Source organism: Hymenobacter convexus, assembly GCF_030580955.1.
Lineage (GTDB): Bacteria > Bacteroidota > Bacteroidia > Cytophagales > Hymenobacteraceae > Hymenobacter.
In genome coordinates this window covers 115855-140668 of the sequence record NZ_JAUQON010000005.1, presented here as the reverse complement: position 1 = coordinate 140668, position 24814 = coordinate 115855, and the positions used below count along the sequence as shown (strand labels likewise).

Below are 24814 nucleotides of genomic sequence, written 5' to 3'. Positions count from 1 at the left end.
GAATCAGGTGCCGCGCGCCACCACCGTGCCGAGCAGCGCGGCCAGCTCATTGTCCAGCTCCTTCAGCCGCTTGATGTCGCCGAGGATTTCGAACATCTCGGCGTCTTCCAGCGGGTGGCGCAGGCGTTCGAGGCACTGGTCGAGCTCGCGCTGGACGTGGACTTTGTTGAGGCGCAGCACGGCGTTGTCGCAGGCCAGTTGGGGCAGGTCGACTTCATTGAAGACGTAGATTTCCTTGGTGCGCCAGTTGGGACTGATTTCGTAGCGCTCGGTGGCCAGGTCGGTAATGAGCTGGCGGATGTCTTCGCGCTCGTTCTGGGCCAGCAGGCGGGCGTCGGGGAAGCGGCCAGCCAACAGCTCCTGGCGGCAGATTTCCCACATTTCGGCGTATAGCGGCTTGGTGAGCGGGTACTCGCCGAGCTGGCCCATGAGGTAGCCGGCCACGCTCATTTCGGGCTCAATTTCGCGGCCCGCGTAAAGCACCAGCAGGCGAAGCACCTCGCGCTCGCACACTTGCAGCATGTCGGGCGTTTCTTCCTCTTCGGCAGCTTTTTTTGGCGCTGCCGTGAAAGGCGTGCCCAGCGACTCGGCCGCTTCAGCGCCGCCGTACATCAGCATTTCGGCCTCTTCCTCGTCCGTCATCGGGCGCGCAGCCGGGGCCGAGCGCGGGTTGGAGCTGGGCGGGTAGCCGGTGTTGGCGCTGCCCGCGCCGTTGCCGTAGTTGCCGCGGTTGTCGCCGCCGCTGGGCTTGGTTTGCTGGGTGGGCGACTTTACGAGCTTGTTATATTCCGTGATGAGCACCTGCTCATCGATGCCAAACGTGGCCGAGGTCTGCTGCAAAAACACCTGGCGCTTAATGGCATCGGGCACTTTGGCGATGCTGTGCAGCACGTCGCGGATGGCCTCGGCCTTCTTCACGGGGTCGTTGCTGGCCTCGCGGGCCACGAGCGTGGTTTTGAAGGTGATGAAGTCCTGGCTCTTGGTTTCGATGTATTCGGTGAAGCGCTGGTCGCCCACTTTGCGGATGTAGCTGTCCGGGTCGTCACCGTCGGGGAAGAGCACCACGCGCACGTTCAGGCCGCCTTCGAGTAGCAAGTCAGTGCCGCGCAGCGAGGCTTTGATGCCGGCTGCGTCGCCATCATACAGCACGGTCACGTTATCGGAATACCGCTTGATGAGCCGAATCTGGCCTTCCGTGAGCGAAGTACCCGACGAGGCCACCACGTTTTTGATGCCGCCCTGGTAGAGTGACAGCACGTCGAGGTAACCTTCTACCAGATAGCAGACTTCCTGCGTGCGAATGGCCTGGCGGGCCTGAAACAGGCCATATAACACGTCCGACTTGTGGTAAATCTCCGACTCGGGCGAGTTCAGGTACTTCGCCATCTTGTCGTCGCGCTTCAGGGTGCGCGCCCCGAAGCCCACCACCCGGCCGCTAATATTGTGAATCGGGAACATCACGCGGCCCCGGAACCGGTCGTAGCGCCGGCCGGTGTCTTTGCCCTGGTCGTCGGTGCGAATGACGGTGAGGCCGGTTTTCTCCAGGTATTTCTTGTCGAAACCGGCCGTTTCGGCGGCTTTCATCAGGTCGTCCCAGCTGTCGAGCGAGTAGCCGAGCTCGAAGGTCTGGATGGTGCTCAGGTTGAGGCCGCGCTCCTTGAGGTAGCCGTAGCCGATGCTCATGCCCTCTTCGGAGTTCAGCAGCAGGCGGTGAAAGTGGTTTTTGGCGAAATCCGAAACGATGTACTGGGAGTCCCGCTCGTTCTGCTCCAGCTGCTGCTGGGGCGTCTTTTCTTCCTCCTGAATCTCGATGGCGTACTTCTTGGCCAGGTATTTCAGGGCCTCCACGTAGCTGGTGCCCTCCACGTCCATCACGAACTGCACCACGCCGCCGGCCTTGCCACAGCCGAAACACTTGTAGAGCGACTTGGCCGGGTTTACCGAAAACGACGGGGACTTTTCGTTGTGGAATGGACACGGCGCCCACAGATTCTGGCCCTTGCGCTTGAGCTGCACGAAGTCGCCGACGACTTCCACGATGTCGGCGGTCTGGATGATGTGGTCAACTAACTCTTTGGGGATGCGGGCCATGGGTGGCGGTTCGGGGGCAAATGGGGCGGGCAGCTAATAAAAGAACGTCATGTCGAGCATTCTGCGCATTAATGCAGAGGACCGAGAATTCTCGTGCGCAACCATTCCTTCAATCATCCAGCAATTTTAATCACCACCACACGCGAGATGTCCCGGCGGCGCTCGATATAACGTTGTGGTGATGCAGCGGGCTTGCTACGCAAAACTACGGCCGGCCGGGGCATAGCCCTTTATTTCGGCGGCGTCGCGGGCGCCAGCGTGCCACCCCACGCTCCGCCGCTCCCCATCCCCACGCATTGGTTTAACAACCATTCAAGGCCCATTTCATCCTTCGGGCTCGGATTTCCGTTAGAGCCAGCACTGATATAGTATAACCCAGGCAGTTTATAATACCGAAAATTTGCGATGCAGTGTGCATTGAATTCACTTTAATGCTAGAAGACACGAAACACTACTTTTCCAACGCCGTCGGCTCGGTCCTTTACGTTCCCGGCTCCTTCGTTTACCTGCACTGGACCGGCGAGGCCCTGCAAAGTGTGGAGCTGCGTGCCCTCTACGTGCACGCCCGCAACCTGATGCTGCGCTACCACCTGCACCGCATCGTGGCCGACCACCGCGCCATGCCCGCGGCCTTTTCGCCCACCGACCGCGACTGGCTGCTCACGGAATGGTTTCCACACACCACCGAGGAAATTTCGCGCGTGCGCTACGCCGCCCTGCCCAGCCCCGACCCACAGCGCCGCTTGCACACCGACGAGGTGCTGGAGGCCCTGCGGCGCCACGCCGAAGTGGCTATTTTTGATGACATTGCCACCGCTACTGCGTGGCTGGAAGCCGAGTAGCCCGGGCCGCCATTGGCCCGGCGCTGCGTCCACCCTTTAGTTCCGTATGGATTTACCTTTCCTGCGCTGGCTGCGCGCCCGCTTCGACTTGGCCCACGACATGGCCGACCCGGCCGAAATTGTAGCCGATGTCGAAGCCGGCATCGCCTTCAAAGGCACGAACTTGTGGGTGTTGTTTTTTGCCATTCTCGTAGCCTCGGTGGGGCTCAATGTCAATTCGACGGCCGTAATTATCGGGGCCATGCTCATATCGCCGCTCATGGGGCCGATTGTGGGCGTGGGTTTTGGAGCGGCCACTTCCAACGTGGATTTGGTGCGGCGGGGGCTGAAGAACCTGGGCATCGCGGCAGGGCTTAGCGTGCTGGTGTCGGCGCTGTATTTTCGCTTCACGCCGCTCACCGACGCCGGCTCCGAGCTGTTGGCCCGCACCACGCCCACCACCTGGGATGTGGCCATTGCCCTGTTTGGCGGGGCGGCCGGGGCCATCGGCTTCACCCGGCGCGAGGTGAGCAACGTGGTGCCAGGCGTGTCCATTGCCACGGCGCTTATGCCGCCGCTCTGCACCGTGGGCTACGGGCTGGCCACGGCACACTGGGCCTTCATGGCCGGGGCGCTGTATCTGTTTTGCATCAACGCGGCTTTTATCAGCCTGGCCATGTTTCTGGTGGCGCGCATTCTGCCGTTGCCCCACTACGCCTTTGAAAACCCGAAGCAGGCCCGGCGGGCCAAGATGCTGTTTTGGGCGGTGGCCGTGTCCACGGCCGTGCCCAGCGTGTGGCTGGCGGCCCGCATTGTGCGGCACACCACCTTCGAGCACAACGCCCAGCGCTTCGTGGACGAGGAACTGAACCTGCCGGGTGCCTACGTAGTAACGCGCCGCATCGAGGCCGAAAACCGCACCATCAACGTGCTGCTCACGGGGCGGGTGCTCACAGCCGCACAGCTGCGCGCCGTGCGCGCCCGCTTGAACGAATACCACCTGCGGGACGCTCAACTCATCATGCGCCAGGGCTTGGCTCAAATCGACTCGGCCGATGCCTACGCCTTGCGCACCAGCCTGCTGGAAGACGTGCGCAGCCGCAACGAGCAAACCCTGGCCGGCTACGACACCCGCCTGACTCAGCTCCAACAGCTCCTGACCCAGCAGGCCACCGCCGGCACCGCCCTGCCCACGTCCGAAACGCTGCTGCGCGAAGTGCAGGCCGAGCACCCCACCGTGCGCCAGTTGGGCCTGAGCCGCCTCGTGCGGCCCGCCACCGACTCGCTTCGGGCCGACACCACTGTGGTGGTGGCCGTGCGCACCTCGCGCCCCCTCCCCGCCGCCGAAAGCCAACGCCTCAGCCAGTGGCTCACGGTGCGCGCCGGCCGCCAGCCCGTGCGCCTGCTGCTGGAGTAATGACCGGGCCCGCTGGCCATGGTGGTGGCTGGCCTGATTGTGGGCGACCAGGGCCGGGAGTTGGGCATGCCGGACGAGACGCGCGAGTACCTCGACAAGTTCTGGGAGTTGCTGGACGAGATTTTCAACGCCATCCTCTTCGTGCTCATCGGCCTCAAAATGCTCATGCTCGACATCAGTCGCACCACGCTGGCGGTGGGCCTGGTGGCCATCGGGGTAGTGCTGGTGGCTCGTCGGGCCTCGGTAGGCCTGCCATGGTGCTGCCCAAGCGCTTCTGCCCCTTCGACCGACAGATGCTGCGGGTGCTCACCTGGGGCGGGCTGTGGGGCGGCATTTTGGTGGCCCTCGCCTTGTCCTTGCCCGCTCCGATGCCCCGCGACCTGATTGTGGGCGTCGCCTACGTTGTGGTCATTTTCAGCATCATCGGGCAGGGCCTCACCATTGGGCCACTGGTGCGGCGGCTGGGGCTGAGCACCGGCCCGGCTCCAGACGGCAGTGCTCACTGGCAGCCGCTCGCTATTGAAGCGGAGCCTCCCCCGTCTGTGCGGGGAACGTGCGGCTGAGTAAGAACTAAGCTTCGAATTCCCGCCCAAAAGGGCCCGCCCAAGAGGCGCGGGCTTCACCGCACGCTTACAAAGGCACCCGTCCTTTGCGCTTCTGCCTGCGTATCCCAACGAATGTCCGAATCCGATTCCCGTTATACCCGCCTGCTGGCCTGGCTCGACCGGCGCTTCCTCCAGCCCTTGTCCACCGACCGGGTGCGCCGCCTCATTCTCCAGAGTTTCCCGTTTTGGCTGGCTTCCATCCTGACCGGCATGGTGGCCGTGGGCTACGAGCGGGTATTTGGCTGGGCCGAGCAGACGAGCTTTTCCTGGCTCACGGCCACGCCTTGGCTGGCGTTTGGGCTCACGCCGCTGGCGTTTGGGGCGTCGTGGCTGCTGGTGCGGCAGTGGGCCCCGGCGGCGCGGGGCAGCGGCATTCCGCAGGTGATGGCCGGCATTCAGCTTTCGAGCCCGAGCCAGCACCACCGCACGGCCTACCTGCTCAGCCTGCGCGTGGCCCTGGTGAAGGTGCTGAGCAGCGTGCTGCTGCTGCTGGGCGGTGGCGTCATTGGCCGCGAAGGACCAACTATTCAGGGTTCGGCGGCCATTTTCCGGGCCATCAACAAGCTGCAGCCGGCCGGCTGGCCCCAGCTTTCGCGCCAGATTGCGCTGGTTACGGGCGGCGCGGCGGGCCTGGCGGCGGCCTTCAACACGCCGCTGGGCGGCATCGTATTCGTGGTGGAGGAGCTGACCCAGATGCACATGGCCCGCTTTCGGATGGCGGTGTTCACGGCCGTTATCATCGCCGGCCTCACGGCCCAGACGTTTTTGGGGCCTTACCTCTATCTGGGGTTTCCGAAAATCATTCCGGTGGCGGGCTGGGGGCAGCTGCTGGTAGTGGTGGTGGCCCTGGTGTGCGGCCTAGCCGGGGCCGTATTTGCTAAAACGCTGCTCTGGCTGGGGCGCTACCGGCAGCGCTTCACCACGCTAGCCGCGCAGGCGGGCTGGGTGCTGGGCTGCGGCCTGCTGCTGGGCGGGCTGGCCTACTGGGTGGGCCAGGAGGGCGTGGGCACGGGCAAGCCCATCATCAACCGCCTGCTGTTCCAGAACAACGGGGTGACGCCCTGGTACCTGTTTCCGGTGCGCTTCGCGGGCATGGCACTGAGCTACAGCAGCGGCGGGGCGGGCGGCGTGTTTGCCACTTCGCTCAGCGCCGGGGCCATTCTGGGCGATGGCATCTGCCAAATCTTCGACGTGGCCGTGCCCGACCGCAACCTGCTGATTCTGGTGAGCATGGTGAGCTTCCTAACCGGGGTGGTGCGCTCGCCGTTCACGGCCGCCATTCTGGTGCTGGAAATGACGGACCGGCACTCGGCCATTTTCCAGCTGCTCATCAGCGGCTTGCTGGCCCAGGGCGTGGCCTCGCTCATCGACCCGCACTCGCTCTATGAGCATCTCAAGGCCGGTTTCATCCGAGAAACGAGCGAGGTAGAGTCAGGAGTGAAGAGTTCGGAATGAAGAATTGGAGCGTCTGTCATCCTGAGCGGAGCGAAGAACCTTATCACGTTCGCATGAAATGTTCAGTTGTGATAAGTTCCTTCGCTCCGCTCAGGATAACAATTCCTAAATGGCTGATTCAACAATCGAATAAATCGTGCGAAACAGCCAAAATGCCGAGCCTTACCTTTGCCCGGAATAAACTCCGCGCAAGATGCCCGCATACCGTCCCGAAGAAATTGAAAAGAAGTGGCAGGCCCACTGGAAAGCGCACAGCACTTTCCGCACCGAGAACCACTCCGACAAGCCCAAGTACTACGTGCTCGACATGTTCCCCTACCCCTCCGGGGCGGGCCTGCACGTGGGGCACCCGCTGGGCTACATTGCCTCCGATATCGTGACGCGCTACAAGCGCCTGCGCGGCTTCAACGTGCTGCATCCCATGGGCTTCGACTCATTTGGCCTGCCCGCCGAGCAGTACGCCATCCAGACCGGCCAGCACCCCGCGCTCACCACCGAGAAGAACATCGAAACCTACGTGCAGCAGCTCAGCAGCCTCGGTTTCAGCTACGACTGGAGCCGCGAAGTGCGCACCTCCGACCCCAGCTACTACAAGTGGACGCAGTGGATTTTCCTCAAGCTGTTCAACTCCTGGTACAACCTCGATACCGACCGCGCCGAGCCCCTCACCGAACTCACCGCCCGCTTTGCCGCTACCGGCAGCGAGGGCATCCGCGCCGCCGGCGACGATGGCGACCGCCTCAGCTTCTCGGCCGGCCAGTGGGCCTTGTTCAGCGAAAAGCAGAAGCTGGCCGCCGTGCTCCCCTACCGCCTCGCCTACCAGCAGGACACCTACGTGAACTGGTGCCCCGGCCTGGGCACGGTGCTCTCAAACGATGAAGTGAAAGACGGCCTGAGCGAGCGCGGCGGCTTCCCCGTCGAGCGCCGCCTCATGCCCCAGTGGAACCTGCGCATCACCGCCTACGCCGACCGCCTCCTGCAGGGCCTCGACCAGCTCGACTGGCCCGACGCCGTAAAGGAGATGCAGCGCAACTGGATTGGCAAGAGCATCGGGGCCGAAGTCACCTTCCCGGTGCAGGGCTCCGAAACCGCCCAAATCAAGGTTTACACCACCCGCGTCGACACCATTTACGGGGCCACCTTCCTAGTTTTGGCCCCCGAGCATGAGTTGGTGGATGTGATTACCACGCCCGAGCAGCGTGCCGCCGTAGATGAGTACATCGCGGCCACCAAGCGCCGCTCGGAGCGCGACCGCATGACCGACGTGAAGGCCGTATCGGGCGTATTCACCGGCGCCTACGCCCTGAATCCGGTGAACAACGAGCCCGTGCAAATCTGGCTGGCCGACTACGTGCTGGCCGGCTACGGCACCGGCGCCGTGATGGCCGTGCCCAGCGGCGACCAGCGCGACTACTTGTTCGCCAAGCACTTCAACCTGCCCATCCCCGCCATTTCCGATGCCCAGCAGGGCCTCGACCAGCAGGCCGACCCCACCAAGGAAGGCCGCTACATCAACTCGGGCATCATCAATGGCCTCACCTATAAGGAGGCCACCCAAAAGCTCATCGCCTTCCTCGAAGAGAAGGGACTGGGCAAAGGCAAGGTGAATTTCCGCCAGCGCGACGCCATTTTCGGCCGCCAGCGCTACTGGGGCGAGCCCATTCCGATTTACTACAAGGACGGCACCGCCTACGGCATCGCCGAGAGCGACCTGCCGCTGGTGCTGCCCGAAATCGACGAATACAAGCCCACCGAAACCGGCGAGCCGCCCCTCGGCCGCGCCCAGGATTGGCTCTACAAGGGCCAGTACCCCTACGAGCTGAGCACCATGCCCGGCTGGGCGGGCTCGTCGTGGTACTACCTGCGCTACATGGACCCCACCAACGAAACCCGCTTCGTATCGGAGGAAGCCGAGCACTACTGGGGCAGCGTAGACCTCTACATGGGCGGGGCCGAGCACGCCACCGGTCACCTGCTCTACGCCCGCTTCTGGTACCTGTTCCTGAAAGACTTGGGCCTCGTCAGCAGCAACGAGCCGTTTCAGAAACTGATTAACCAGGGGATGATTCTGGGCCGGTCGAATTTCGTGTACCGGCTCAATATAGATTGGTATTTATCGCGTCGTGATGCCAAGTTCAGCCCCCCACCGAGTGACTTAAAATATCCATCACTGTTTGTTACCAGAAGTATTTACAGCCAAGCTATTAATCCTATTGATAATAGCGAAGCTGAAGCAATTGAAGGGATTATACAAGCTAGAGTTGACCAAATAGCGAGTGAATTAGCTGCGAAGTTTCCGGAGCATAAATTCATCAATGGTAACCTTGATTTGCAAAATGCATTCACTCCCTTGCATGTTGATGTTAACATGGTTGAGAATGATGTACTTGATGAAGCCGAATTCAAAAATTGGCGTGAAGAATACTCTGATGCTGAATTCCTTTACGAAAAAAACAACACATATCTCTGTGGCGTCGAAGTAGAGAAAATGTCAAAGTCGAAATACAATGTTGTTAACCCCAACATTCTAATCGACAAATACGGCGCCGACGCGCTGCGCCTCTACGAAATGTTCCTCGGCCCGCTGGAGCAGTACAAGCCTTGGAACACCAACGGCATCAGCGGCGTGGGCGGCTTCCTCAAGAAGTTCTGGCGCCTCTTCCACCCCGAAGACGGGGCCTGGGCCGTCACCGATGAGCCCGCGACGCCCGCCGAACTCAAGGTGCTGCACCGCGCCATCCAGAAGGCGCAGGAAGACATCGAGAAGTTCAGCTTCAACACCTCAGTCAGCCTGTTCATGATTACCGTCAACGAGCTCACGGCCCTCAAGTGCCACAAGCGCGCCATCCTGGAGCCGCTGGTGCTGCTGGTATCGCCCTACGCGCCGCACCTAGCCGAGGAGCTGTGGCAGGAGCTGGGCCACGCGGCCGGCAGCATCTCCACGGCCAGCTACCCCGAGTTCCGCGAAGAATTCCTGGTGGAAGACACCGTGACCTACCCGCTGGCCATCAACGGCAAAGTGCGCGAGCAGATGCAATTTGCCGCCACCGCCACCGCCGCCGAGATTGAAACTGCCGTCCTGGCCTCCGATTTCCTGGCCAAGCATGGCGAAGGCAAGTCAGCCAAGAAGGTGATTGTGGTGCCCGGCCGCATGGTGAACGTGGTGGTGTAGGCGCTGCTGATTTATTGTTACAAAAAAGGCCCGCTGCGATTGCAGCGGGCCTTTTTTTTAGAGGAGGCCGTTTTCTTTCAGCAGTTCGTCGCGTTCGTTATCAGTAATGGTGGCTTGTTCAGACTTATCGTAGATGGTTAGCAAGTAGACTTTCTGCCCGATAATTTTGACGCAGGTAATGACGCGGGCACCACCGCTTTTACCTGCATTCTTCGATTTGATACGCATGCGGACTTTGAAGCAGTCGCGCCCTAAAGCCTCGCCCAACGAAGGATTTGATTCCAGCTCGTCAAGTAGTCGTTCATAATCATCGTCTGCAGAAGCGTATTTCTTGCGAAAGCGCCGGATGTTGCGCTCGAAACGGTCGGTAGCAATGACTTCGAAACTCATTTTTCAGCCCGTAGTTCTGCGAGTAACTCACGGGCTGTTTTGAGCTGAATTTTTCCTTGCTGGTGCAGCTCCACCTCATTCAGCGCCTCGCGAAAATCGTCAATCCACTCCTGCTGCTCGGGCGTGTATTTCTTCGGCTTAGGTTGAGCCACGGCTTTTGCCTTCATGACGGGCTTGACAGTGAGGTTCAACTCGCGCAGGAGCTTCTTCACGAAATTCACCCGGTCGTCGGGCACGGTTACAATCAGGTCCATAACTCAAAGTTAAGGGTGGGTGGCGCAGAAGCAACCAATGGCCTCGACGGTTTTCTCTACCAAATTCAAACTCCATTCGCACTGCTTTTGTGCCCTACCTTGGAGCCAACAAAGCCATTTTCCGACCCTTTATGCTCCAACGCCTCCTGCGCTACAAACCACGTGCGGCTTCCGGCCAACATCTATTTTCGCGGCTGACCGTGCTGCTGGCCGCCACACTGCTCAGCTTCACCGCCCGCGCCCAAACCACCGATGCGGCCGGCCCGCTGCTCACGCCCGAGCAATTCCTGGGCTACAAGCTGGGCGCGCAGTTTACGCCCCACGCCGAGTTGCTGCGCTACGTGGCCCACATCACGGCCCACACGCCCGGCCGCATGAAACTGGTGCGCTACGGCCGCACCTACGAGCAGCGCCCGCTGGAAGTGGTGCAGGTAGCCAGCGCCGAAACTTTTGGCCGGCTCGAAGACGTGCGCCACAACAACCTGCGCCTCGCCGGCCTCGAAAGCGGCAGCGCCCAGCGCCAGCTGCCCGGCGTGTGCTGGCTGAGCTACAATGTGCACGGCAACGAAGCCGTGAGTTCCGAAGCTGTGATGCAGGTGCTCTACGACCTGGCCAACCCGCAGGACCAGCAGATGCAGGACTGGCTCCGCAACACCGTCGTCATCGTCGACCCCTGCATCAACCCCGACGGCCACGACCGGTACGTGAACTGGTACAACCGCGTGCGCAACCTCTCGCCCAACGCCGGCCCCGATTCCTGGGAACACCACGAGCCCTGGCCCGGCGGCCGCTTCAACCACTACTACTTCGACCTGAACCGCGACTGGGCCTGGCAAACCCAGCAGGAAACCCGCCAGCGCATCGCCCTCTACAACCAGTGGCTGCCCGAGGTGCACGCCGACTTCCACGAGATGGGGCCTAATAGCTCCTACTACTTCTCGCCCGCCGCCAAGCCTTACCACGCCGACCTCACGGCCTGGCAGCGCCAGTTTCAGGGCGTGCTGGGCGACTACAACAAGGTGGCTTTCGACAAGAACAACTGGCTGTATTTCACCCGCGAAATCTTCGACCTCTACGCCCCTACCTATGGCGACACCTGGCCCAGCTTCAACGGTGCCATTGGCATGACCTATGAGCAGGGCGGTGGCCCGGCCGGCGGCCTGGCTTACGCCCGCCTCGACGGCGACACCCTGACGCTGGCCCAGCGCATTGCCCACCACCACGCCGCCAGCCGCGCCACCATTCAGGCCACTGCCGAGCGGCACGACGATTTGGTGCGCGAGTTTCAGCGCTACTTCGCCAACGCGGCCGCCAAGCCGCAGGGCGAGTTCAAGAGCTACGTAATGGCGGCCGGCAACGACCCCGGCCAGCTCCGCGCCTTCACCCAATACCTCGACCGCAACCAGATTCGCTACGGCTACGCGCCCAAGCGCACCAAAACGCGCGGCTTCAACTACACCACCGGCAAAACCGGCGACGTCACCATTGAGCCGCGCGACGTGGTTATCAGCATGTACCAGCCCAAATCGACGCTGGTGAAGGTGCTGTTCGAGCCCAAGGCACAGCTCGAAGATTCGCTCACCTATGACATTACTTCCTGGGCCCTGCCTTACGCGTTTGGCCTGAAATCCTACGCCGTCGCCAGCCGCCTCGACGCCTCCGCCGGCGCACCTGCTACGGCCAGCGTGAAGGGCAGCGCCGCCACGGCGGACCGGCCCTACGCCTACCTGGCCCGCTGGAATTCCTTGCAGGACATCCGTTTCCTCAGCCGCCTGCTGCAACAGAAAGTGAAGGTGCGCTACGCTGAGAAGGCGTTTGAGTCGGAAGGCCAGCAGTACGCGCCCGGCACGCTCATCATCACCCGCACCGGCAACGAGGGCCTCGGGGCGCGCTTCGACCAGCTCGTGCGCGCCCAGGCCGACTCAGCCGGCACCACGGTCATGGCCGTGAAATCGGGCTTTTCCACTTCGGGCCGCGACCTGGGCTCCAGTTCGGTGCATTTTGTGAAGCAGCCCAACGTGGCCGTGGTGGCCGGGCCGGGCGTGGACCCGACGGCCTTTGGCGAAGTGTGGCACTTCTTCGAGCAGCAGCTTGGCTACCCGCTTACGGTGCTCGGCACCGACTACCTCAACCGCGTGAGTTTGAACAAGTACGACGTCCTCATCCTGCCCAACGGCGGCTACGCCGATGTGTACACCGACCGCAACCTCGAAAGCCTCAAAGCCTGGGTGCGCGACGGTGGCCGCCTCATTGCGCTCGAAGGCGCGGCCAAATTCCTGTCCGGCAAAAAAGATTTCCTCCTCAAACCCAAAACCACCGATTCCACTGCCATCAAGAAAGAGCTGAAGGCCAACCCCTACCGCCTGCTGCGCCGCTACGGCGACGCCGAACGCGAAGAAGCCGAAGACGCCGTACAGGGCAGCATCTACCGCGTGCAGCTCGACAACACCCACCCGCTGGCCTTCGGCTACGGCGACACCTACTTCGCCCTAGTACGCAACCCACTCAACTACAGCTTCTTGGGTAAAGGCGGCTGGAACGTAGGCGTTATCAAAAAAGACAGCTACTCGGCCGGCTTCACCGGCGCCAAGGCCCGCAAGGAACTCAGCGACACCTTCGTGGTCGGCACCCAGGATTTGGGCCGTGGCTCGGTGGTGTATCTGGGCGATAACCCGTTATTCCGCGCCTTCTGGCAGGGCGGCAAGCTGATGTTTGGCAACGCGGTTTTCCTGGTTGGGCAGTAGGGTTATTTATTCACGAAAAAGCCCCGCTGGGATTCCGGCGGGGCTTTTTCATTGATGTAGAGACGCGACACTTCGCGTCTCGTCGTGGAACGACGACGTTTGAACATAGCCCGGACGGCGCAACCGCCGAGACGCGAAGTATCGCGTCTCTACAGTTCCAAAGCCGCTTTCACGGCTTTCGGCAACGAAGCCCGCACCAAATCATACGAGTGGTCAATCAGCTGGCGGAGTTGGCCGCCGGGGATGCCCGTGCCGATGAGCACTGTGTTCCAGTGCTTCTTGTTCATGTGGTAGCCGGGCAGCACGTAGTCGTGGGCCTCGCGCAGCTCGGCGGCGCGCTCGGGGTCGCACTTCAGGTTGATGCTGCCGAAGGTATCGATATCAGTCAGGGCAAACACTTTGCCGCCGACTTTGAACACCAGGGTTTCGGGGCCGAAAGGCGTTTCTTCGGTTACGCCGGCTTTCAGCAGGCAATAGTCGCGGAAATCCTCGATATTCATTAGTGCCTGAGAGCGGGCAGAATGTAGCGCACAAACATCACCACCAGGCAAATCAGGAACATCGCCAGGCTCAACTTATTGATGAAGTGCATGGTCTTCATGTTGAAGTTGGACTTGCGGTTGGGGTCGTGCTTGCGGAAGTAGTAGCCGAGCACGGGGCCGAAGTTGAAGAGGTTCTTGCCGTTCATATCAGAGCAGGTTTGGGAGTAGCTAAGATAACACCGGGCGCGCCAGAAAGATTTGCAACGCGGCCGGCTTTCCGTCGTCGTTTGCTTTCTTAAAAAACCGAAACCATGAAGCTTTTTCCGCTCCTGTTGCTGCTGCCCGCCGCCATTCCCACCGCTCACGCCCAAAAAGCCGCTTCTGAAACGGAAGCCGTGCAGCAAACCGTCACCGCCTTTTTCGACGGCATGCGGCGCGGCGATAGCACCGCCGTGCGCCGCATACTGTCCCCGGCGGCCGTGTTCCACGGTTTCGGCGGCAAGCCCGGCCAGCCGCCCACGCTGGAAATCGAATCCATCAACGGCTTCCTTAAGGCCGTGGGCACGCCCCACCCCGCCGTCTGGGACGAGCGGGTGACGTTCGAGCGGGTGCTCATCGATGCCAACCTGGCCAGCGTGTGGGCACCCTACGAGTTCTACCTGGGCAGCAAATTCAGCCACTGCGGCTACGACTCGTTCCAGTTGGTGAAACTGGCCGACGGCTGGAAAATCGCGCACATCATCGACACGCGGCGCAAGGAGCAGTGCAGGTAGTTACTTATTAGTCAGCAACAGCCATTACACCACAATTCATTTCTACTGCTCGTTGTAATATCCTCTGCAAAGCAGCAAATTGCTCGCTTTTAGTGGCCTGAACAAGCTGCAGCTTATGCTTTACTTGCGCACTTGACCAGCGGAAGTCCTTATAAAACTCGAGATGATTTTCGATGATGTGAGTATACTGCGCCTGCTCGAACTCCAGCATTCTGATTCCACCAGCATACTCATCCTGTGCGAACGAATAGCTACTAGGTTCTTCATCTCTGATTAAGAAAAAGTCAAGCATGAGTGACATAACTATGCCCCTACCGGCTCGCCCAGCACCTCCTTCTCAATCCAGCGGCCGTCCTCGCGCATAAGCTCGATGAGTTCATCCACGGCGGCTTCTTCGGGCACAGATTTCTTGATGACTTCCTGGCCGCGGTAAAGGGAAATTTTGCCCTTGCCCACGCCCACGTAGCCGTAGTCGGCATCGGCCATTTCGCCGGGGCCGTTCACGATGCAGCCCATAATACCGATTTTGATGCCCTTGAGGTGGTCGGTGCGCTTGCGAATCATGGCCGTGGTTTCCTGTAGGTCGAACAGGGTGCGGCCACAGCTGGGACAGCTGATGTACTCGGTCTTGCTCATGCGGGTGCGGGCTGCCTGCAGAATCCCGAAGGAAAGCTGGTTCAGCATGTCGATATCGGCCAGCCAGGCCTCCTGAGGCCGGTCGACGGGCAACAGGCGGGCGCCCAGCACCACGCCATCGCCCAGGCCGTCAATGAGCAGCCCGCCGATGTCGGTGGCGGCATCAAGCTGCGTTTTTTCAGCCGTTTGTGGCGGGTAGAAACGGGCAATGACCACCGGGCAAGTCACACCGTGGTTAATGAGCTCGAAGAAGGCCCGGCGCAGGTCGGGCATGGCGTGGGGGTTGGGCGTATCGAGCACCAGCACCACAGTGCGGTCGGTGCGCAGGTGGTCAAGCAGGCGTTGGTCGAGGGCGCTCGGCTCCAGAAACAGGAAGTTCAGCTGGGGATGGCGGGCGGCGGGGGTATCTTCCAGGTAAGAACCGGCCGTCATCAGCGGGTAGTGGTCGGCGCGGCGGCCGGCATCTTTCCAAGCCGTGAACGTAACCACCTCCTTGAGGCCGTTGGGCAGCATGTAGGGCACCGGGCGCTCGCCGGTGTAGATGTAGTCGGCCCCGAGGTCCGACATCTGAAACTTGTCGAGAAACGGCGAATATAAGTGGCCGGCGGCGCGCAGGTCGGCGTACTCGCGGCGCGGCAGGCGCGACAAATCGGCGATGACACGCGGCACGTTCAGGCCCCCAAAATTGGCCACCTCGTGCGTGCTGCGGCGGTGGTACTGGAAGGGGTCGATGGGTTCCTCGCCCACCATGGGGCGAATGGGCTGGGCCAGCGCGGCGCGCTCGGTGTAGCGGTCAATCAGCATGCGAGCCACGGGCGCCTCCGCCTCGGGCGCTTCGGTGAGGCTCACGCGCACAGTGTCGCCGAGGCCATCCTCCAGCAGCGTGCCGATGCCCACGGCGCTCTTAATGCGGCCGTCTTCGGCCTCGCCGGCTTCGGTCACGCCCAGGTGCAGCGGGTAGGGCTGCAGGCCTTCCTCGTCCAGCTTCTGCACCAGCAGGCGGTAGGCCTGCACCATCACCTGGGTGTTGCTGGCCTTCATGCTCAGCACCACGTCGTAGTAGTTTTCTTCCTCGCACAGGCGCAAAAACTCCAGCGCCGACTCCACCATGCCGAGCGGCGTGTCGCCGTAGCGGCTCAGAATCCGGTCGCTCAACGAGCCGTGGTTGGTGCCGATGCGCATGGCCGTGCCGTGCTGCTTGCAAATCTGGACCAGCGGCCGGAACCGCTCGCGAATGCGCTCCACCTCGGCCGCGTAGCTGGCGTCGGTGTATTCAATTTCCTCGAACTTCTTTTTATCGGCGTAGTTGCCCGGGTTCACGCGCACTTTCTCCACGATGCGGGCGGCCAGCTCGGCGGCGTTGGGCGTGAAGTGGATGTCGGCGATGAGTGGCACGTTGCAGCCGCGCTTGCGCAGCTCCTTCTTGATTTCCAACAGGTTCTGTGCTTCCTTCATGCTGGGCGCGGTGATGCGCACGTACTCGCAGCCGGCCGCTACCATGCGCAGCGTCTGCTCCACCGAGCCCTGGGTGTCCATCGTGTCCACAGTGGTCATGCTCTGCACCCGGATGGGGTAGTCGCCGCCCATTGGCAAGCCGCCAATGTTGACCACGCGCGACACGCGGCGCTTGTATTCGGTGAGGCTGGGGCAATACGTCTTATTCATGGGCCAAAAACTACGGTCAGAGGGCGAAAGTTGCGCCGTAGCGCAAAGGTAAAGCCGTATCGGGCGGCGGCGCGTCACCAAATCCGGGCCATCGGCGGCAAACCGGCCAGCTTTCAGCCCGAAGCCACTTGGCGCCGACGGCTCTAAACCCGCGTCATTTTTGCCTCGACGGTAAGCGGGTTTAGCTACATTGCTTTCTTAGGCCAGGCATTGGCAGTTGCGTTGCAGCCAACCCCAACTCCCAAAAACGGGTATAGTGAAAAGGCCATTCCACATTACTAAAACATTATACTTCAATACAATGAACGAAGAAACCAAACTCAGCCGGCGTGAGGTCATCAGCGGTTTGGGCGCCAGCCTGGCGGTGGCGGCCGTGGCGCCGGTGCTATCGGCGCAGGGCGCGGTGGCGCCCACCGCAGCGGCGCCGGAGCCAATGGTGAACCCGATGGACAAATACCCCAAGCCGCCGTTCAAAGGGCAGTCGCAGCCCTGGCCCGGCCTGGCCAGCCAAATGGACCCGCGCCCCGACCACGGCGAGAAAAGCTACAAAGGCTCGGGCCGCCTGGCCGGCCGCAAGGCCCTGATTACGGGTGGCGACTCGGGCATGGGCCGCGCCGCCGCCATTGCCTACGCCCGCGAAGGCGCCGACGTGGCCATCAACTACCTGCCCGCCGAGGAAGCCGATGCCAAAGAAGTCATTGCGCTGATTAAAGCCGAAGGCCGCAAGGGCATCGCCATTCCGGGCGATTTGCGCGAGGAGGCCTTCTGCCAAAAGCTGGTAGCCGAGGCCGTACGCCAGCTCGGCGGGCTCGACATTGTGGTGAACAACGCTGGCCGGCAACAGCAGCGCCAGTCCATTCTGGAGCTGACCACCGCTGACTTCGACGCCACGATGAAAACCAACATCTACGCGCCGTTCTGGATTATTAAAGCCGCCCTGCCGCACCTGCCGCCCGGCGCGGCCATCATCGGCACCACCTCGGAGCAGGCCTACGACCCCTCGCCCAACCTCTACGACTACGCCCAAACCAAGGCTGCGACGATGAACTACGTGAAGTCGCTGGCCAAACAGCTCGCACCCAAGGGCATCCGCGTGAACGGCGTGGCCCCCGGTCCCGTCTGGACGCCGCTGCAGGTGAGCGGCGGCTCTACGCAGGAAAATTTGAAAGAGTTTGGCAAGAAAACGCCCATGGGCCGCCCCGGGCAGCCCGTTGAGTTGGCTTCCATCTACGTGCAGTTGGCCGCCAATGACGCCAGTTTCACCACGGGCCAGATTTACGGCGCGTCGGGCGGTGGCGGACAGCCGTAAGCGTGCACTTGACACTTACGCGGCCGTTATACCCACTGCCGATGCAACCTCCCACTGCCCTTTGCGGTTGGTGGGAGGTATTTGTTTGTACCATGAGTATGCTGAAATTCGTTTCGTTGGTGGGCGGCCTTTTGCTGTCCGCGTCTGCCTTCGGGCAAAGCGTCGCCGTCGTCAGGTTCCCCGATTTGCAAAAGCGGCTGGCCCGCCCCACCGATACAACTTACGTGGTGAATTTCTGGGCCACTTGGTGCGCGCCCTGCGTGAAGGAGCTGCCCGGGTTCGAGCAGCTGCGGGCGGCCAATGCGGGCAAAAAGGTGAAGGTGCTGCTGGTAAGCCTGGATTACGCGTCGCAGCTCGAAAAGAAGGTAAAACCCTTCGTGAAGCAGCGCGGCCTGAAATCGGAAGTGCTGCTGCTCAACGAGTCCGACCCCAATTCGTGGATGGATAAGCTGGACGCCAAATGGTCGGGCGCGCTGCCCTTCACGCTCATTATCAACAACAAGACCAATCAGCGCGCTACCTTCGAGCAGGAGCTTTCGCAAGCCGAGCTAACCGCCGCTTTGCAGAAATTCCAGAAATAGCTATTTTTAAGAATCACCCTTTACAAATCACCGCTTATGAAAAAGCTCCTGCCCTATTTCAGCTTCTGTTTTGTGCTGCTGCTGAGCAGCTTCATTGCCCGCCCCACCGCCGACGGCTACAAAGTGGGCGACAAAGCCACCGACTTCAAGCTCAAGAATATCGATGGCAAAATGGTGTCGCTGGCCGATAACAAGGCCGCCAAAGGCTACATCGTGGTGTTCACCTGCAACACCTGCCCTTTCGCCAAAGCTTACGAAAGCCGTATTGTGGAGCTGAACGCCAAATACGCGCCCAAAGGCTATCCCGTGGTGGCCATCAATCCCAACGACCCGGCCGTGGCCCCCGGCGACTCCTACGCCGACATGCAAAAAAAGAAGTACGCCTTCCCCTACCTGGTTGATGAATCGCAGCAGGTAGCCCGCACCTACGGCGCCACCCGCACGCCCCACCTCTACGTCCTCACCCGCAAGGGCAACGACTTCGTGGTAAGCTACATCGGCGCTATCGACGACAACTCGGAAGACGCCAAGCTGGTGAAAACCAAATACGTGGAAAACGCCATGACCGAAATTCTGGCCGGTAAGCCCGCCACCACCAACTCAACCAAAGCCATTGGCTGCACCATTAAGTGGAAGCAGGCGTAGGCTGATAAGTTCGCTTCCAGCACGTCATGCTGAGCGAAGCCGAAGCATCTCTACCGCAGCAGTGAATCCGGCCGATTGGATTAGTTGCGCGGTAGAGATGCTTCGGCTTCGCTCAGCATGACGTTTTTTATTTGGTTCTATTTCTATACTCCTACCTCCAACATAATCTTCCCAATGTGCGCGCTGCTCTCCATCAACGCATGCGCTGCCGCAGCCTCCGCCAGCGGAAACGTTTTATAGATAACCGGCCGGAACTTCCCCGCCACAATCAGCGGCCACACGTGTTGCTCCACGGCCGCGGCCAGGGCAGCCTTGAACTCAGCCGAGCGCGGCCGCAAGGTGCTGCCCGTGATGCTTAGCCGCCGCCGCATCACCTCCAGCGCGTTGAATTCGCCCTTGCCGCCCTGCATGGCATTCACGAATACCAGGCGGCCGTCGTCCTTCAGCAGGCGCAGGTTTTTGGCAATATAATCGCCGCCAATCATGTCCAGAATGACATCGACGCCCGGCTCGTTCAGCACCTGCTCGAAATCCTGGGTTTTGTAGTTAATGGCCCAGTCGGCCCCCAGCTCCAGGCAGGCCGAGCACTTGGTGTCGTCGCCGGCCGTGACGGCCACGTGGCTGCCCAAAGCGCGCGCCAGCTGAATGGCCGTGGTGCCAATGCCGCTGCTGCCGCCATGCACCAGCAGCGTCTCGCCCGCTTGCAGTGCCCCGCGCTGAAACACGTTGTGCCACACCGTAAATACGGTTTCGGGCAGGGCAGCCGCCTCCAGCATGCTCAATCCGGCGGGCACGGGCAGGCAGTGGCGGGCGTCCACCGTGGCGTATTCGGCGTAGCCACCAGCGGGCATAAGCGCGCACACGGCATCGCCGGGCTGCCAGCGCATGACCTCATTGCCGCAAGCAGCCACGGTGCCGGCTATTTCCAAACCGGGCACCATCCCCGCTACATCGCCGCTGCCGGCGTATTTGCCCTGCCGCATCAGCACATCGGGCCGGTTCAGGCCGGCCGCCTGGATGTGGACCAGCACCTCGTGGGCCGCTGGCTGCGGCTGGGGCAGTTGGCGCAACTGGAGAACGGCTGGCCCGCCAGGCTGCTGAATGGTGATGGCATTCATAGAAAACGTAAACTTGGACGCGAAGTAGGGCAACAGTGCTCAACAATACCGCTATAACGCAAAACGGCTCCGAAGAGCCGTTTTGAACAATCCTAATTTCCCTAACCCTACTTGCCAGCGGCCGCAGCCTCGCGCAGCTGCTTCACTTCGCGCTCCAAATCCAGGTTCCGGAACGTTACCTTGGCTTCAAGGTCGGAATACGCCAGTTCGAGCTGCTGCTGAAGTTCGCGCATGGCCGTCACGTCGGTATTGGTGCCCAACCAGCGCACCAGTTCGCCCTTTTCGTTGCGGATGGGCTCGGCGCGGGTCAGAAACCAACGGTACTGTCCGTCTTTGCCGCGCAACGGGAAGGTCATTTCCCAAGGCTGCCCAGCGGGCCAGGCTTTCGACACAAATTCTACCACGCTGTTGATGTAATCGGGGTGGTGCACTTTGTCCCAGCCCCAGCCCTTCATTTCCTCCAATGTAGTGCCGGTGTAGTCGTACCAGCGCCGGTTGTACCAGTAGATATAGCCATCGGGCCGCGTCATCCAAGCCAGTTGGGCCATGTTATCGGCCAGGGTGGTAAACTCTTCTTCGCGCTCCCGTTGGGCCTGCTGGGCCTGTTTCTGGTCTTGAATGTCGGTGCAAGTCCCAAACCAGGCAATGATGTGGCCGTCCTCGTCGCGCCGGGGCCGGGCCTGCCCCAGAAACCAGCGGTACTGCCCGTCGCGGCCCTTGAAGCGGTATTCAATTTCGTAATCATCGCCGGTGGCCAGCGAGTGGCCCCACACCTGCCGCGCGCGCGCTTGGTCGTCCGGGTGCAGCAGGTTGTTCCACATATCAGGCCCCACGCTGTCGGCCAGCGTGTAGCCGGTGTAATCAATCCAACGCTGGTTGAAATAAGTGTGGAAACCCGTCGGGTCCGTTATCCAGACCAGCTGCGGAATCATATCGGCCAGAAACGTAAACTGCTCGGGCCCCACCTGCCCTTGGGCTGCGCCATGGGGCAGCGCTTCGGCGGGCAATGGATTAACGGAAGACGAATTACTCACGAACGAAAATAAGTAAGGGTTCGGAAAGAAAACAATCAGGCGCGGTCGAGCTGCATTTCCATGCCCGACGCAAAATACAAGTTGAGCTGGCTGTGCAGACCGTCGGCCGAGCGGCGCAGGCGCGTCACCAAGGCACGCGTGGCTTCGTTGGGCAACTCGAAGTTCAGGTACGGACGGTTCAGAATTTCGTCCCGCATCACGGCCCACTGGCCAGTTTCGCTAGGGCCCGGCGGAATGGGCTTGGCCTCCAGTTGGCCCGGAGCCAGCACCAGCCGGGCGGCCCGCGCCAAGGGGCTGCCGGGGTCGTTGTGGTTCAGCACCCGGTTGGCTACCTGCCACTCGCCGCCGAAATACTCGTCCGGTGATTGTTGTAAATTTATATCCAGCAGCAAGTCTGACATACGGAATAATAAGGCACCATCAAGGCTACAATTTAACAAGCAATACGGCTTCAGGTTATTAATCTGACAGCCTCAAGCGGGGATTTAATTTCTTTTTAATTAATCCTGCTCCTTTGCTCACCGCCGGGCTTAACCCAAATTCCTTTCGCTGCGTTCCTACCCAACAAAATTAATACGCAGCCCTCCCAGCCGCCTTCTTCGCATGAAAAAACCCCGTTTCCTTCCTGCCCTCCTCGGCGCCGCTCGCGTCACCGGCCTGGCGGCCTGGCAAACGGGCCGCTTGTTTCGCCAGCTGGCTGCCCGCGCCCTCGATAGCGTGCAGGACGTACTACGGGCCGAAGTGGAGAAAGGCAACCTAAAGCTGGTGGCCGACTTTCTGGCCGACAAAGCCCTGCCCGCGGCCCGCGTGCTGCTGGTAGAACAAATGACCACCCGCCTGCTGCTGCGCCTGGGCTTGCGCGGCGCGCTAGCCTCCAACGTGGTGGGCTGGGTGCTGCCCTTCGTTATCGAAAAACTGATTGTAGCCGGCAACAAAAGCGGCTTGTTCGACAAGCTCAAGGCCAACCCCACTATTAGCGAAACGCTTGATAAACTCGACGAACTGCGTAGCGCCACCTGGCGCATGCTCGTGCCCGACCCCGGCAGCAGCGCTGAAGTAGTAGATGACGCCGAAGACGAACAGACCCCACGGATGCCGCTGCTCCTCGGTCCCTCCCAGCCCGCCAACATACTGGAGTAACCAAACCCTGCCGCCTACGTATCAGCAGCCATATTCCAACTACCCGCAATCGTTTGCGGCTACCGGCCAAAAAAAGGCACCTCACAGAGGTACCTCTTTAAAAACCGGGGCGCGGCGAGAATTCCCACCCAACACCGGACCCGATTCCGTCCGTCAGGAACTACCGGCTGAACAACAGTTCACGGTACTTCACCAGCGGCCAGTCCTCGTCGGCCACCATCTGTTCGAGCTTGTCTACGGCGCGGCGGATGGGGTCGAATTTTGGTTTTACCTGCTCGCAGTAGGTCACGGCGATTTCGCGGCCGTCTGCGATTTTATTGGCTTGCTTGCGTGCCTCCGTCATGGCGTCGGCATTGGTTTTAATGGTCGATACGTGGCGCGAGATGGCCTTAATCATCTCCACGGTCACCTGGCTGTGCTCGTCGTCAAGGCCCAGCTCGCGCAGGCCGCGCACGTTGTCAATCAGCTTGGTTTGGTATTGTAACGCAGTCGGGATGATATGGTTGATGGCCAAGTCGCCCAGCACGCGGCTTTCAATCTGGATTTTCTTCATGTACTCCTCCAGCAAAATCTCGTGGCGGGCATGAAGCTCCACGCGGGAGAAGATGCCGTGGCGGGCAAAAAGTTCCTCGGCGTCTTCACGCACGAGCGCATCGAGGGCCTGGGGCGTGGTGGCAATGTTGCTAAGGCCGCGGCGGGCGGCTTCCTCCTTCCACTCGTCGGAGTAGCCGTTGCCTTCGAAGCGGATGTCTTTCGAGGAGATGACGTACTCGCGCAGCACTTCCACGATGGCCACTTCCTTCTTCTTGCCTTGGTCAATTAGGGCATCAACGGCCGTTTTGAAGTCAATGAGCTGGTCGGCTACGATGGCGTTCAGCACGGTCATGGCCGAAGAGCAGTTGGCCGACGAGCCCACGGCGCGCAGCTCGAACTTGTTGCCGGTGAAGGCGAAAGGCGAGGTACGGTTGCGGTCGGTGTTGTCGAGCAGGATGGGCGGAATCTTGTCGATGCCCAGCTTGAGGTAGATGTTGTCGCCTTTGTCGAGCGGCAGCTTGGCCGTGCGCTCCAACTCATCGAGCACGCCGTCCAGCATCGAGCCAAGGAACACCGACATGATAGCCGGCGGGGCTTCGTTGGCGCCCAGGCGGTGGTCGTTGCTGGCCGAGGCAATGCTGGCGCGCAGCAGGTCGGCGTAGCGGTGCACGGCCTTGATGGTGGTGATGAGGAAGGCCAGGAATTGCAGGTTTTCCTTGGGGCGACGGCCGGGGGCGAGCAGGTTCACGCCGGTATCGGTGCTCATCGCCCAGTTGTTGTGCTTGCCGCTGCCGTTCACGCCGGCAAAGGGCTTCTCGTGCAGCAGCACTTTGAAGTTATGGCGCTCGGCCACGCGGTCCATCACATCCATCAGCAGCTGGTTGTGGTCCACGGCCAGGTTGGCGTCCTCGAAAGTGGGAGCGCACTCGAACTGGTTGGGAGCCACCTCGTTGTGGCGGGTACGCAGCGGAATACCGAGCAGGTTGGCTTCTTCCTCGAACTCCAGCATGAAACCGTGCACACGGGCCGGAATCGAGCCGAAGTAATGGTCGTCGAGCTGCTGGCCCTTGGCGGGCGTGTGGCCGAACAGGGTACGGCCGGTCATCACGAGGTCGGGGCGGGCGTCATACAGCGCTTTGTCAACCAGGAAGTACTCCTGCTCGATGCCCAGCGTGGTGTTCACGCGGCTCACGTCTTTGTCGAAATACTGGCAAACTTCCACGGCGGCCTTTTCCAGTACACCCAGCGACTTCAGCAGCGGGGCTTTATAGTCGAGCGCCTCGCCGGTGTAGGCCACGAAAATGGTGGGGATGCACAGCGTTTTGGCGCCTACAGTTTCGATGATGAAAGCGGGCGAGGTGGGGTCCCAGGCGGTGTAGCCACGGGCCTCGAAGGTGTTGCGAATGCCGCCGTTGGGGAACGACGAGGCGTCGGGCTCCTGCTGCACGAGGGCCGAGCCCTTGAAGTTTTCAATCGGCCGACCATCGGAGTTAAGGTCGAAGAAGGAGTCGTGCTTTTCGGCGGTGGCGCCGGTCAGGGGCTGGAACCAGTGGGTGTAGTGGGTGGCACCTTTGGCCATGGCCCAGGTTTTCATGGCCGAAGCCACGGCGTCGGCCACGTTGCGCTCCACGGTAGCGCCCTGCTTAATGGCGGCCTGCAGCTTCTTGAAATAGTCGCCGGGCATGGTGGCCCGCATGGCTTCCAGGTTGAACACGTTTTGCCCATAGCTGTCGGAACGGCGGGCGGCAGCCGGCACCACGGTGATGGGACGGCGGAGGTTGACGAGTTCGAGGGCTTTAAAGCGAAGGGTGGCCATAGACGAAAGAACCGACAGGGACTATTGACTGGATGAGTTATAAATTCTGAGGCAAAGATAAAGCAAGAATCAATTTTGGCCGTACCAACCCCTGATTTTTTGAGGTGATTTTCTAAATAAGGCTACTTTTTC

General features: G+C 61.1%; 22 protein-coding genes and 1 pseudogene. 12 read left to right on the top strand and 11 right to left on the bottom strand.

Annotated elements, in window-relative coordinates:
- Positions 1-3 precede the first annotated feature (3 nt).
- Positions 4-2091: a DNA primase gene (gene dnaG / locus Q4S41_RS12325; RefSeq protein WP_305031425.1), complete on the bottom strand. Its 2088-nt coding sequence runs from the start codon at positions 2089-2091 to the stop codon at positions 4-6.
- 431 nt (positions 2092-2522) lie between these two features.
- Between dnaG and Q4S41_RS12320 the strand changes: the two genes are divergently transcribed.
- The 6 genes and pseudogenes from Q4S41_RS12320 (at position 2523) to Q4S41_RS12300 (ending at position 9561) form a co-directional block, all read left to right on the top strand.
- Positions 2523-2933: a hypothetical protein gene (locus Q4S41_RS12320; protein WP_305031424.1), complete on the top strand. Its 411-nt coding sequence runs from the start codon at positions 2523-2525 to the stop codon at positions 2931-2933.
- A gap of 46 nt (positions 2934-2979) precedes the next feature.
- Positions 2980-4329 (top strand): DUF389 domain-containing protein, encoded by a 1350-nt coding sequence (locus tag Q4S41_RS12315; RefSeq protein ID WP_305031423.1) that lies wholly within the window; start codon positions 2980-2982, stop codon positions 4327-4329.
- An 18-nt stretch (positions 4330-4347) separates the two neighbouring features.
- Positions 4348-4515: pseudogene (locus Q4S41_RS24580) on the top strand (cation:proton antiporter); the annotation flags it as partial.
- Positions 4516-4583: 68 nt separating this feature from the next.
- Complete coding sequence (locus Q4S41_RS12310) at positions 4584-4892, top strand: hypothetical protein (RefSeq protein WP_305031422.1); 309 nt, start codon at positions 4584-4586, stop codon at positions 4890-4892.
- Positions 4893-5006: 114 nt separating this feature from the next.
- Positions 5007-6389 carry a chloride channel protein gene (locus tag Q4S41_RS12305; RefSeq protein WP_305031421.1) on the top strand — a complete coding sequence of 461 codons (1383 nt, stop codon included), beginning with the start codon at positions 5007-5009 and terminating at the stop codon, positions 6387-6389.
- A 193-nt stretch (positions 6390-6582) separates the two neighbouring features.
- A complete protein-coding gene (locus Q4S41_RS12300) occupies positions 6583-9561 on the top strand; it encodes a leucine--tRNA ligase (protein ID WP_305031420.1) in 2979 nt (992 codons plus the stop codon).
- A gap of 57 nt (positions 9562-9618) precedes the next feature.
- On the opposite strand, the gene Q4S41_RS12295 is transcribed toward Q4S41_RS12300, so the two are convergent.
- A complete protein-coding gene (locus Q4S41_RS12295; protein ID WP_305031419.1) occupies positions 9619-9951 on the bottom strand; it encodes a type II toxin-antitoxin system RelE/ParE family toxin in 333 nt (110 codons plus the stop codon).
- On the bottom strand, positions 9948-10205 hold the full coding sequence (locus Q4S41_RS12290; RefSeq protein WP_305031418.1) for a hypothetical protein: 258 nt from the start codon (positions 10203-10205) through the stop codon (positions 9948-9950). Before Q4S41_RS12290 ends, Q4S41_RS12295 begins: the two co-directional genes overlap by 4 nt.
- Before the next feature lie 131 nt (positions 10206-10336).
- Here Q4S41_RS12290 and Q4S41_RS12285 point away from each other — a divergent pair, with 131 nt between their 5' ends.
- On the top strand, positions 10337-12949 hold the full coding sequence (locus tag Q4S41_RS12285; protein ID WP_305031417.1) for a M14 family metallopeptidase: 2613 nt from the start codon (positions 10337-10339) through the stop codon (positions 12947-12949).
- 149 nt (positions 12950-13098) lie between these two features.
- On the opposite strand, the gene Q4S41_RS12280 is transcribed toward Q4S41_RS12285, so the two are convergent.
- On the bottom strand, positions 13099-13449 hold the full coding sequence (locus Q4S41_RS12280; protein WP_305031416.1) for an MmcQ/YjbR family DNA-binding protein: 351 nt from the start codon (positions 13447-13449) through the stop codon (positions 13099-13101).
- The gene (locus Q4S41_RS12275) at positions 13449-13637 is read right to left on the bottom strand and encodes a DUF6728 family protein (RefSeq protein ID WP_305031415.1); all 189 of its coding nucleotides are present in this window, start codon (positions 13635-13637) and stop codon (positions 13449-13451) included. Before Q4S41_RS12275 ends, Q4S41_RS12280 begins: the two co-directional genes overlap by 1 nt.
- 105 nt (positions 13638-13742) lie before the next feature.
- Here Q4S41_RS12275 and Q4S41_RS12270 point away from each other — a divergent pair, with 105 nt between their 5' ends.
- Positions 13743-14204, top strand: a complete 462-nt coding sequence (locus Q4S41_RS12270) for a nuclear transport factor 2 family protein (RefSeq protein WP_305031414.1) — start codon at positions 13743-13745, stop codon at positions 14202-14204.
- Between the two features lie 7 nt (positions 14205-14211).
- Here Q4S41_RS12270 and Q4S41_RS12265 read toward each other — a convergent pair whose 3' ends face one another.
- Positions 14212-14496: a hypothetical protein gene (locus Q4S41_RS12265; protein ID WP_305031413.1), complete on the bottom strand. Its 285-nt coding sequence runs from the start codon at positions 14494-14496 to the stop codon at positions 14212-14214.
- An 11-nt stretch (positions 14497-14507) separates the two neighbouring features.
- A complete protein-coding gene (gene ispG / locus Q4S41_RS12260) occupies positions 14508-16505 on the bottom strand; it encodes a (E)-4-hydroxy-3-methylbut-2-enyl-diphosphate synthase (RefSeq protein WP_305031412.1) in 1998 nt (665 codons plus the stop codon).
- 301 nt (positions 16506-16806) lie between these two features.
- Between ispG and Q4S41_RS12255 the strand changes: the two genes are divergently transcribed.
- The 3 genes from Q4S41_RS12255 (at position 16807) to Q4S41_RS12245 (ending at position 19040) form a co-directional block, all read left to right on the top strand.
- Entirely contained in the window at positions 16807-17814 is a 1008-nt protein-coding gene (locus tag Q4S41_RS12255) for an SDR family oxidoreductase (protein WP_305031411.1), read from the top strand.
- Positions 17815-17912: 98 nt separating this feature from the next.
- The gene (locus tag Q4S41_RS12250) at positions 17913-18395 is read left to right on the top strand and encodes a TlpA family protein disulfide reductase (RefSeq protein ID WP_305031410.1); all 483 of its coding nucleotides are present in this window, start codon (positions 17913-17915) and stop codon (positions 18393-18395) included.
- Between the two features lie 36 nt (positions 18396-18431).
- Complete coding sequence (locus tag Q4S41_RS12245; protein ID WP_305031409.1) at positions 18432-19040, top strand: thioredoxin family protein; 609 nt, start codon at positions 18432-18434, stop codon at positions 19038-19040.
- A gap of 143 nt (positions 19041-19183) precedes the next feature.
- Here the strand turns inward: Q4S41_RS12245 and Q4S41_RS12240 are convergent, their stop codons facing one another.
- The 3 genes from Q4S41_RS12240 to Q4S41_RS12230 form a co-directional block, all read right to left on the bottom strand.
- The gene (locus tag Q4S41_RS12240; protein ID WP_305031408.1) at positions 19184-20158 is read right to left on the bottom strand and encodes an NAD(P)H-quinone oxidoreductase; all 975 of its coding nucleotides are present in this window, start codon (positions 20156-20158) and stop codon (positions 19184-19186) included.
- A 107-nt stretch (positions 20159-20265) separates the two neighbouring features.
- Complete coding sequence (locus Q4S41_RS12235; protein WP_305031407.1) at positions 20266-21192, bottom strand: PAS domain-containing protein; 927 nt, start codon at positions 21190-21192, stop codon at positions 20266-20268.
- Positions 21193-21227: 35 nt separating this feature from the next.
- Positions 21228-21593: a hypothetical protein gene (locus Q4S41_RS12230; protein ID WP_305031406.1), complete on the bottom strand. Its 366-nt coding sequence runs from the start codon at positions 21591-21593 to the stop codon at positions 21228-21230.
- Between the two features lie 202 nt (positions 21594-21795).
- Here Q4S41_RS12230 and Q4S41_RS12225 point away from each other — a divergent pair, with 202 nt between their 5' ends.
- On the top strand, positions 21796-22332 hold the full coding sequence (locus Q4S41_RS12225; protein WP_305031405.1) for a hypothetical protein: 537 nt from the start codon (positions 21796-21798) through the stop codon (positions 22330-22332).
- A 160-nt stretch (positions 22333-22492) separates the two neighbouring features.
- Here the strand turns inward: Q4S41_RS12225 and Q4S41_RS12220 are convergent, their stop codons facing one another.
- A complete protein-coding gene (locus Q4S41_RS12220; protein WP_305031404.1) occupies positions 22493-24682 on the bottom strand; it encodes a glutamine synthetase III family protein in 2190 nt (729 codons plus the stop codon).
- Positions 24683-24814: the final 132 nt, after the last annotated feature.

Excerpts from the sequence above, each read along its gene's own strand:
- dnaG (WP_305031425.1), bottom strand. The coding sequence starts at position 2,091 with ATGGCCCGCATCCCCAAAGAGTTAGTTGACCACATCATCCAGACCGCC.
- Q4S41_RS12320 (WP_305031424.1), top strand. The coding sequence starts at position 2,523 with ATGCTAGAAGACACGAAACACTACTTTTCCAACGCCGTCGGCTCGGTC.
- Q4S41_RS12315 (WP_305031423.1), top strand. The coding sequence starts at position 2,980 with ATGGATTTACCTTTCCTGCGCTGGCTGCGCGCCCGCTTCGACTTGGCC.
- Q4S41_RS12310 (WP_305031422.1), top strand. The coding sequence starts at position 4,584 with ATGGTGCTGCCCAAGCGCTTCTGCCCCTTCGACCGACAGATGCTGCGG.
- Q4S41_RS12305 (WP_305031421.1), top strand. The coding sequence starts at position 5,007 with ATGTCCGAATCCGATTCCCGTTATACCCGCCTGCTGGCCTGGCTCGAC.
- Q4S41_RS12300 (WP_305031420.1), top strand. The coding sequence starts at position 6,583 with ATGCCCGCATACCGTCCCGAAGAAATTGAAAAGAAGTGGCAGGCCCAC.
- Q4S41_RS12295 (WP_305031419.1), bottom strand. The coding sequence starts at position 9,951 with ATGAGTTTCGAAGTCATTGCTACCGACCGTTTCGAGCGCAACATCCGG.
- Q4S41_RS12290 (WP_305031418.1), bottom strand. The coding sequence starts at position 10,205 with ATGGACCTGATTGTAACCGTGCCCGACGACCGGGTGAATTTCGTGAAG.
- Q4S41_RS12285 (WP_305031417.1), top strand. The coding sequence starts at position 10,337 with ATGCTCCAACGCCTCCTGCGCTACAAACCACGTGCGGCTTCCGGCCAA.
- Q4S41_RS12280 (WP_305031416.1), bottom strand. The coding sequence starts at position 13,449 with ATGAATATCGAGGATTTCCGCGACTATTGCCTGCTGAAAGCCGGCGTA.
- Q4S41_RS12275 (WP_305031415.1), bottom strand. The coding sequence starts at position 13,637 with ATGAACGGCAAGAACCTCTTCAACTTCGGCCCCGTGCTCGGCTACTAC.
- Q4S41_RS12270 (WP_305031414.1), top strand. The coding sequence starts at position 13,743 with ATGAAGCTTTTTCCGCTCCTGTTGCTGCTGCCCGCCGCCATTCCCACC.
- Q4S41_RS12265 (WP_305031413.1), bottom strand. The coding sequence starts at position 14,496 with ATGCTTGACTTTTTCTTAATCAGAGATGAAGAACCTAGTAGCTATTCG.
- ispG (WP_305031412.1), bottom strand. The coding sequence starts at position 16,505 with ATGAATAAGACGTATTGCCCCAGCCTCACCGAATACAAGCGCCGCGTG.
- Q4S41_RS12255 (WP_305031411.1), top strand. The coding sequence starts at position 16,807 with ATGAACGAAGAAACCAAACTCAGCCGGCGTGAGGTCATCAGCGGTTTG.
- Q4S41_RS12250 (WP_305031410.1), top strand. The coding sequence starts at position 17,913 with ATGCTGAAATTCGTTTCGTTGGTGGGCGGCCTTTTGCTGTCCGCGTCT.
- Q4S41_RS12245 (WP_305031409.1), top strand. The coding sequence starts at position 18,432 with ATGAAAAAGCTCCTGCCCTATTTCAGCTTCTGTTTTGTGCTGCTGCTG.
- Q4S41_RS12240 (WP_305031408.1), bottom strand. The coding sequence starts at position 20,158 with ATGAATGCCATCACCATTCAGCAGCCTGGCGGGCCAGCCGTTCTCCAG.
- Q4S41_RS12230 (WP_305031406.1), bottom strand. The coding sequence starts at position 21,593 with ATGTCAGACTTGCTGCTGGATATAAATTTACAACAATCACCGGACGAG.
- Q4S41_RS12225 (WP_305031405.1), top strand. The coding sequence starts at position 21,796 with ATGAAAAAACCCCGTTTCCTTCCTGCCCTCCTCGGCGCCGCTCGCGTC.
- Q4S41_RS12220 (WP_305031404.1), bottom strand. The coding sequence starts at position 24,682 with ATGGCCACCCTTCGCTTTAAAGCCCTCGAACTCGTCAACCTCCGCCGT.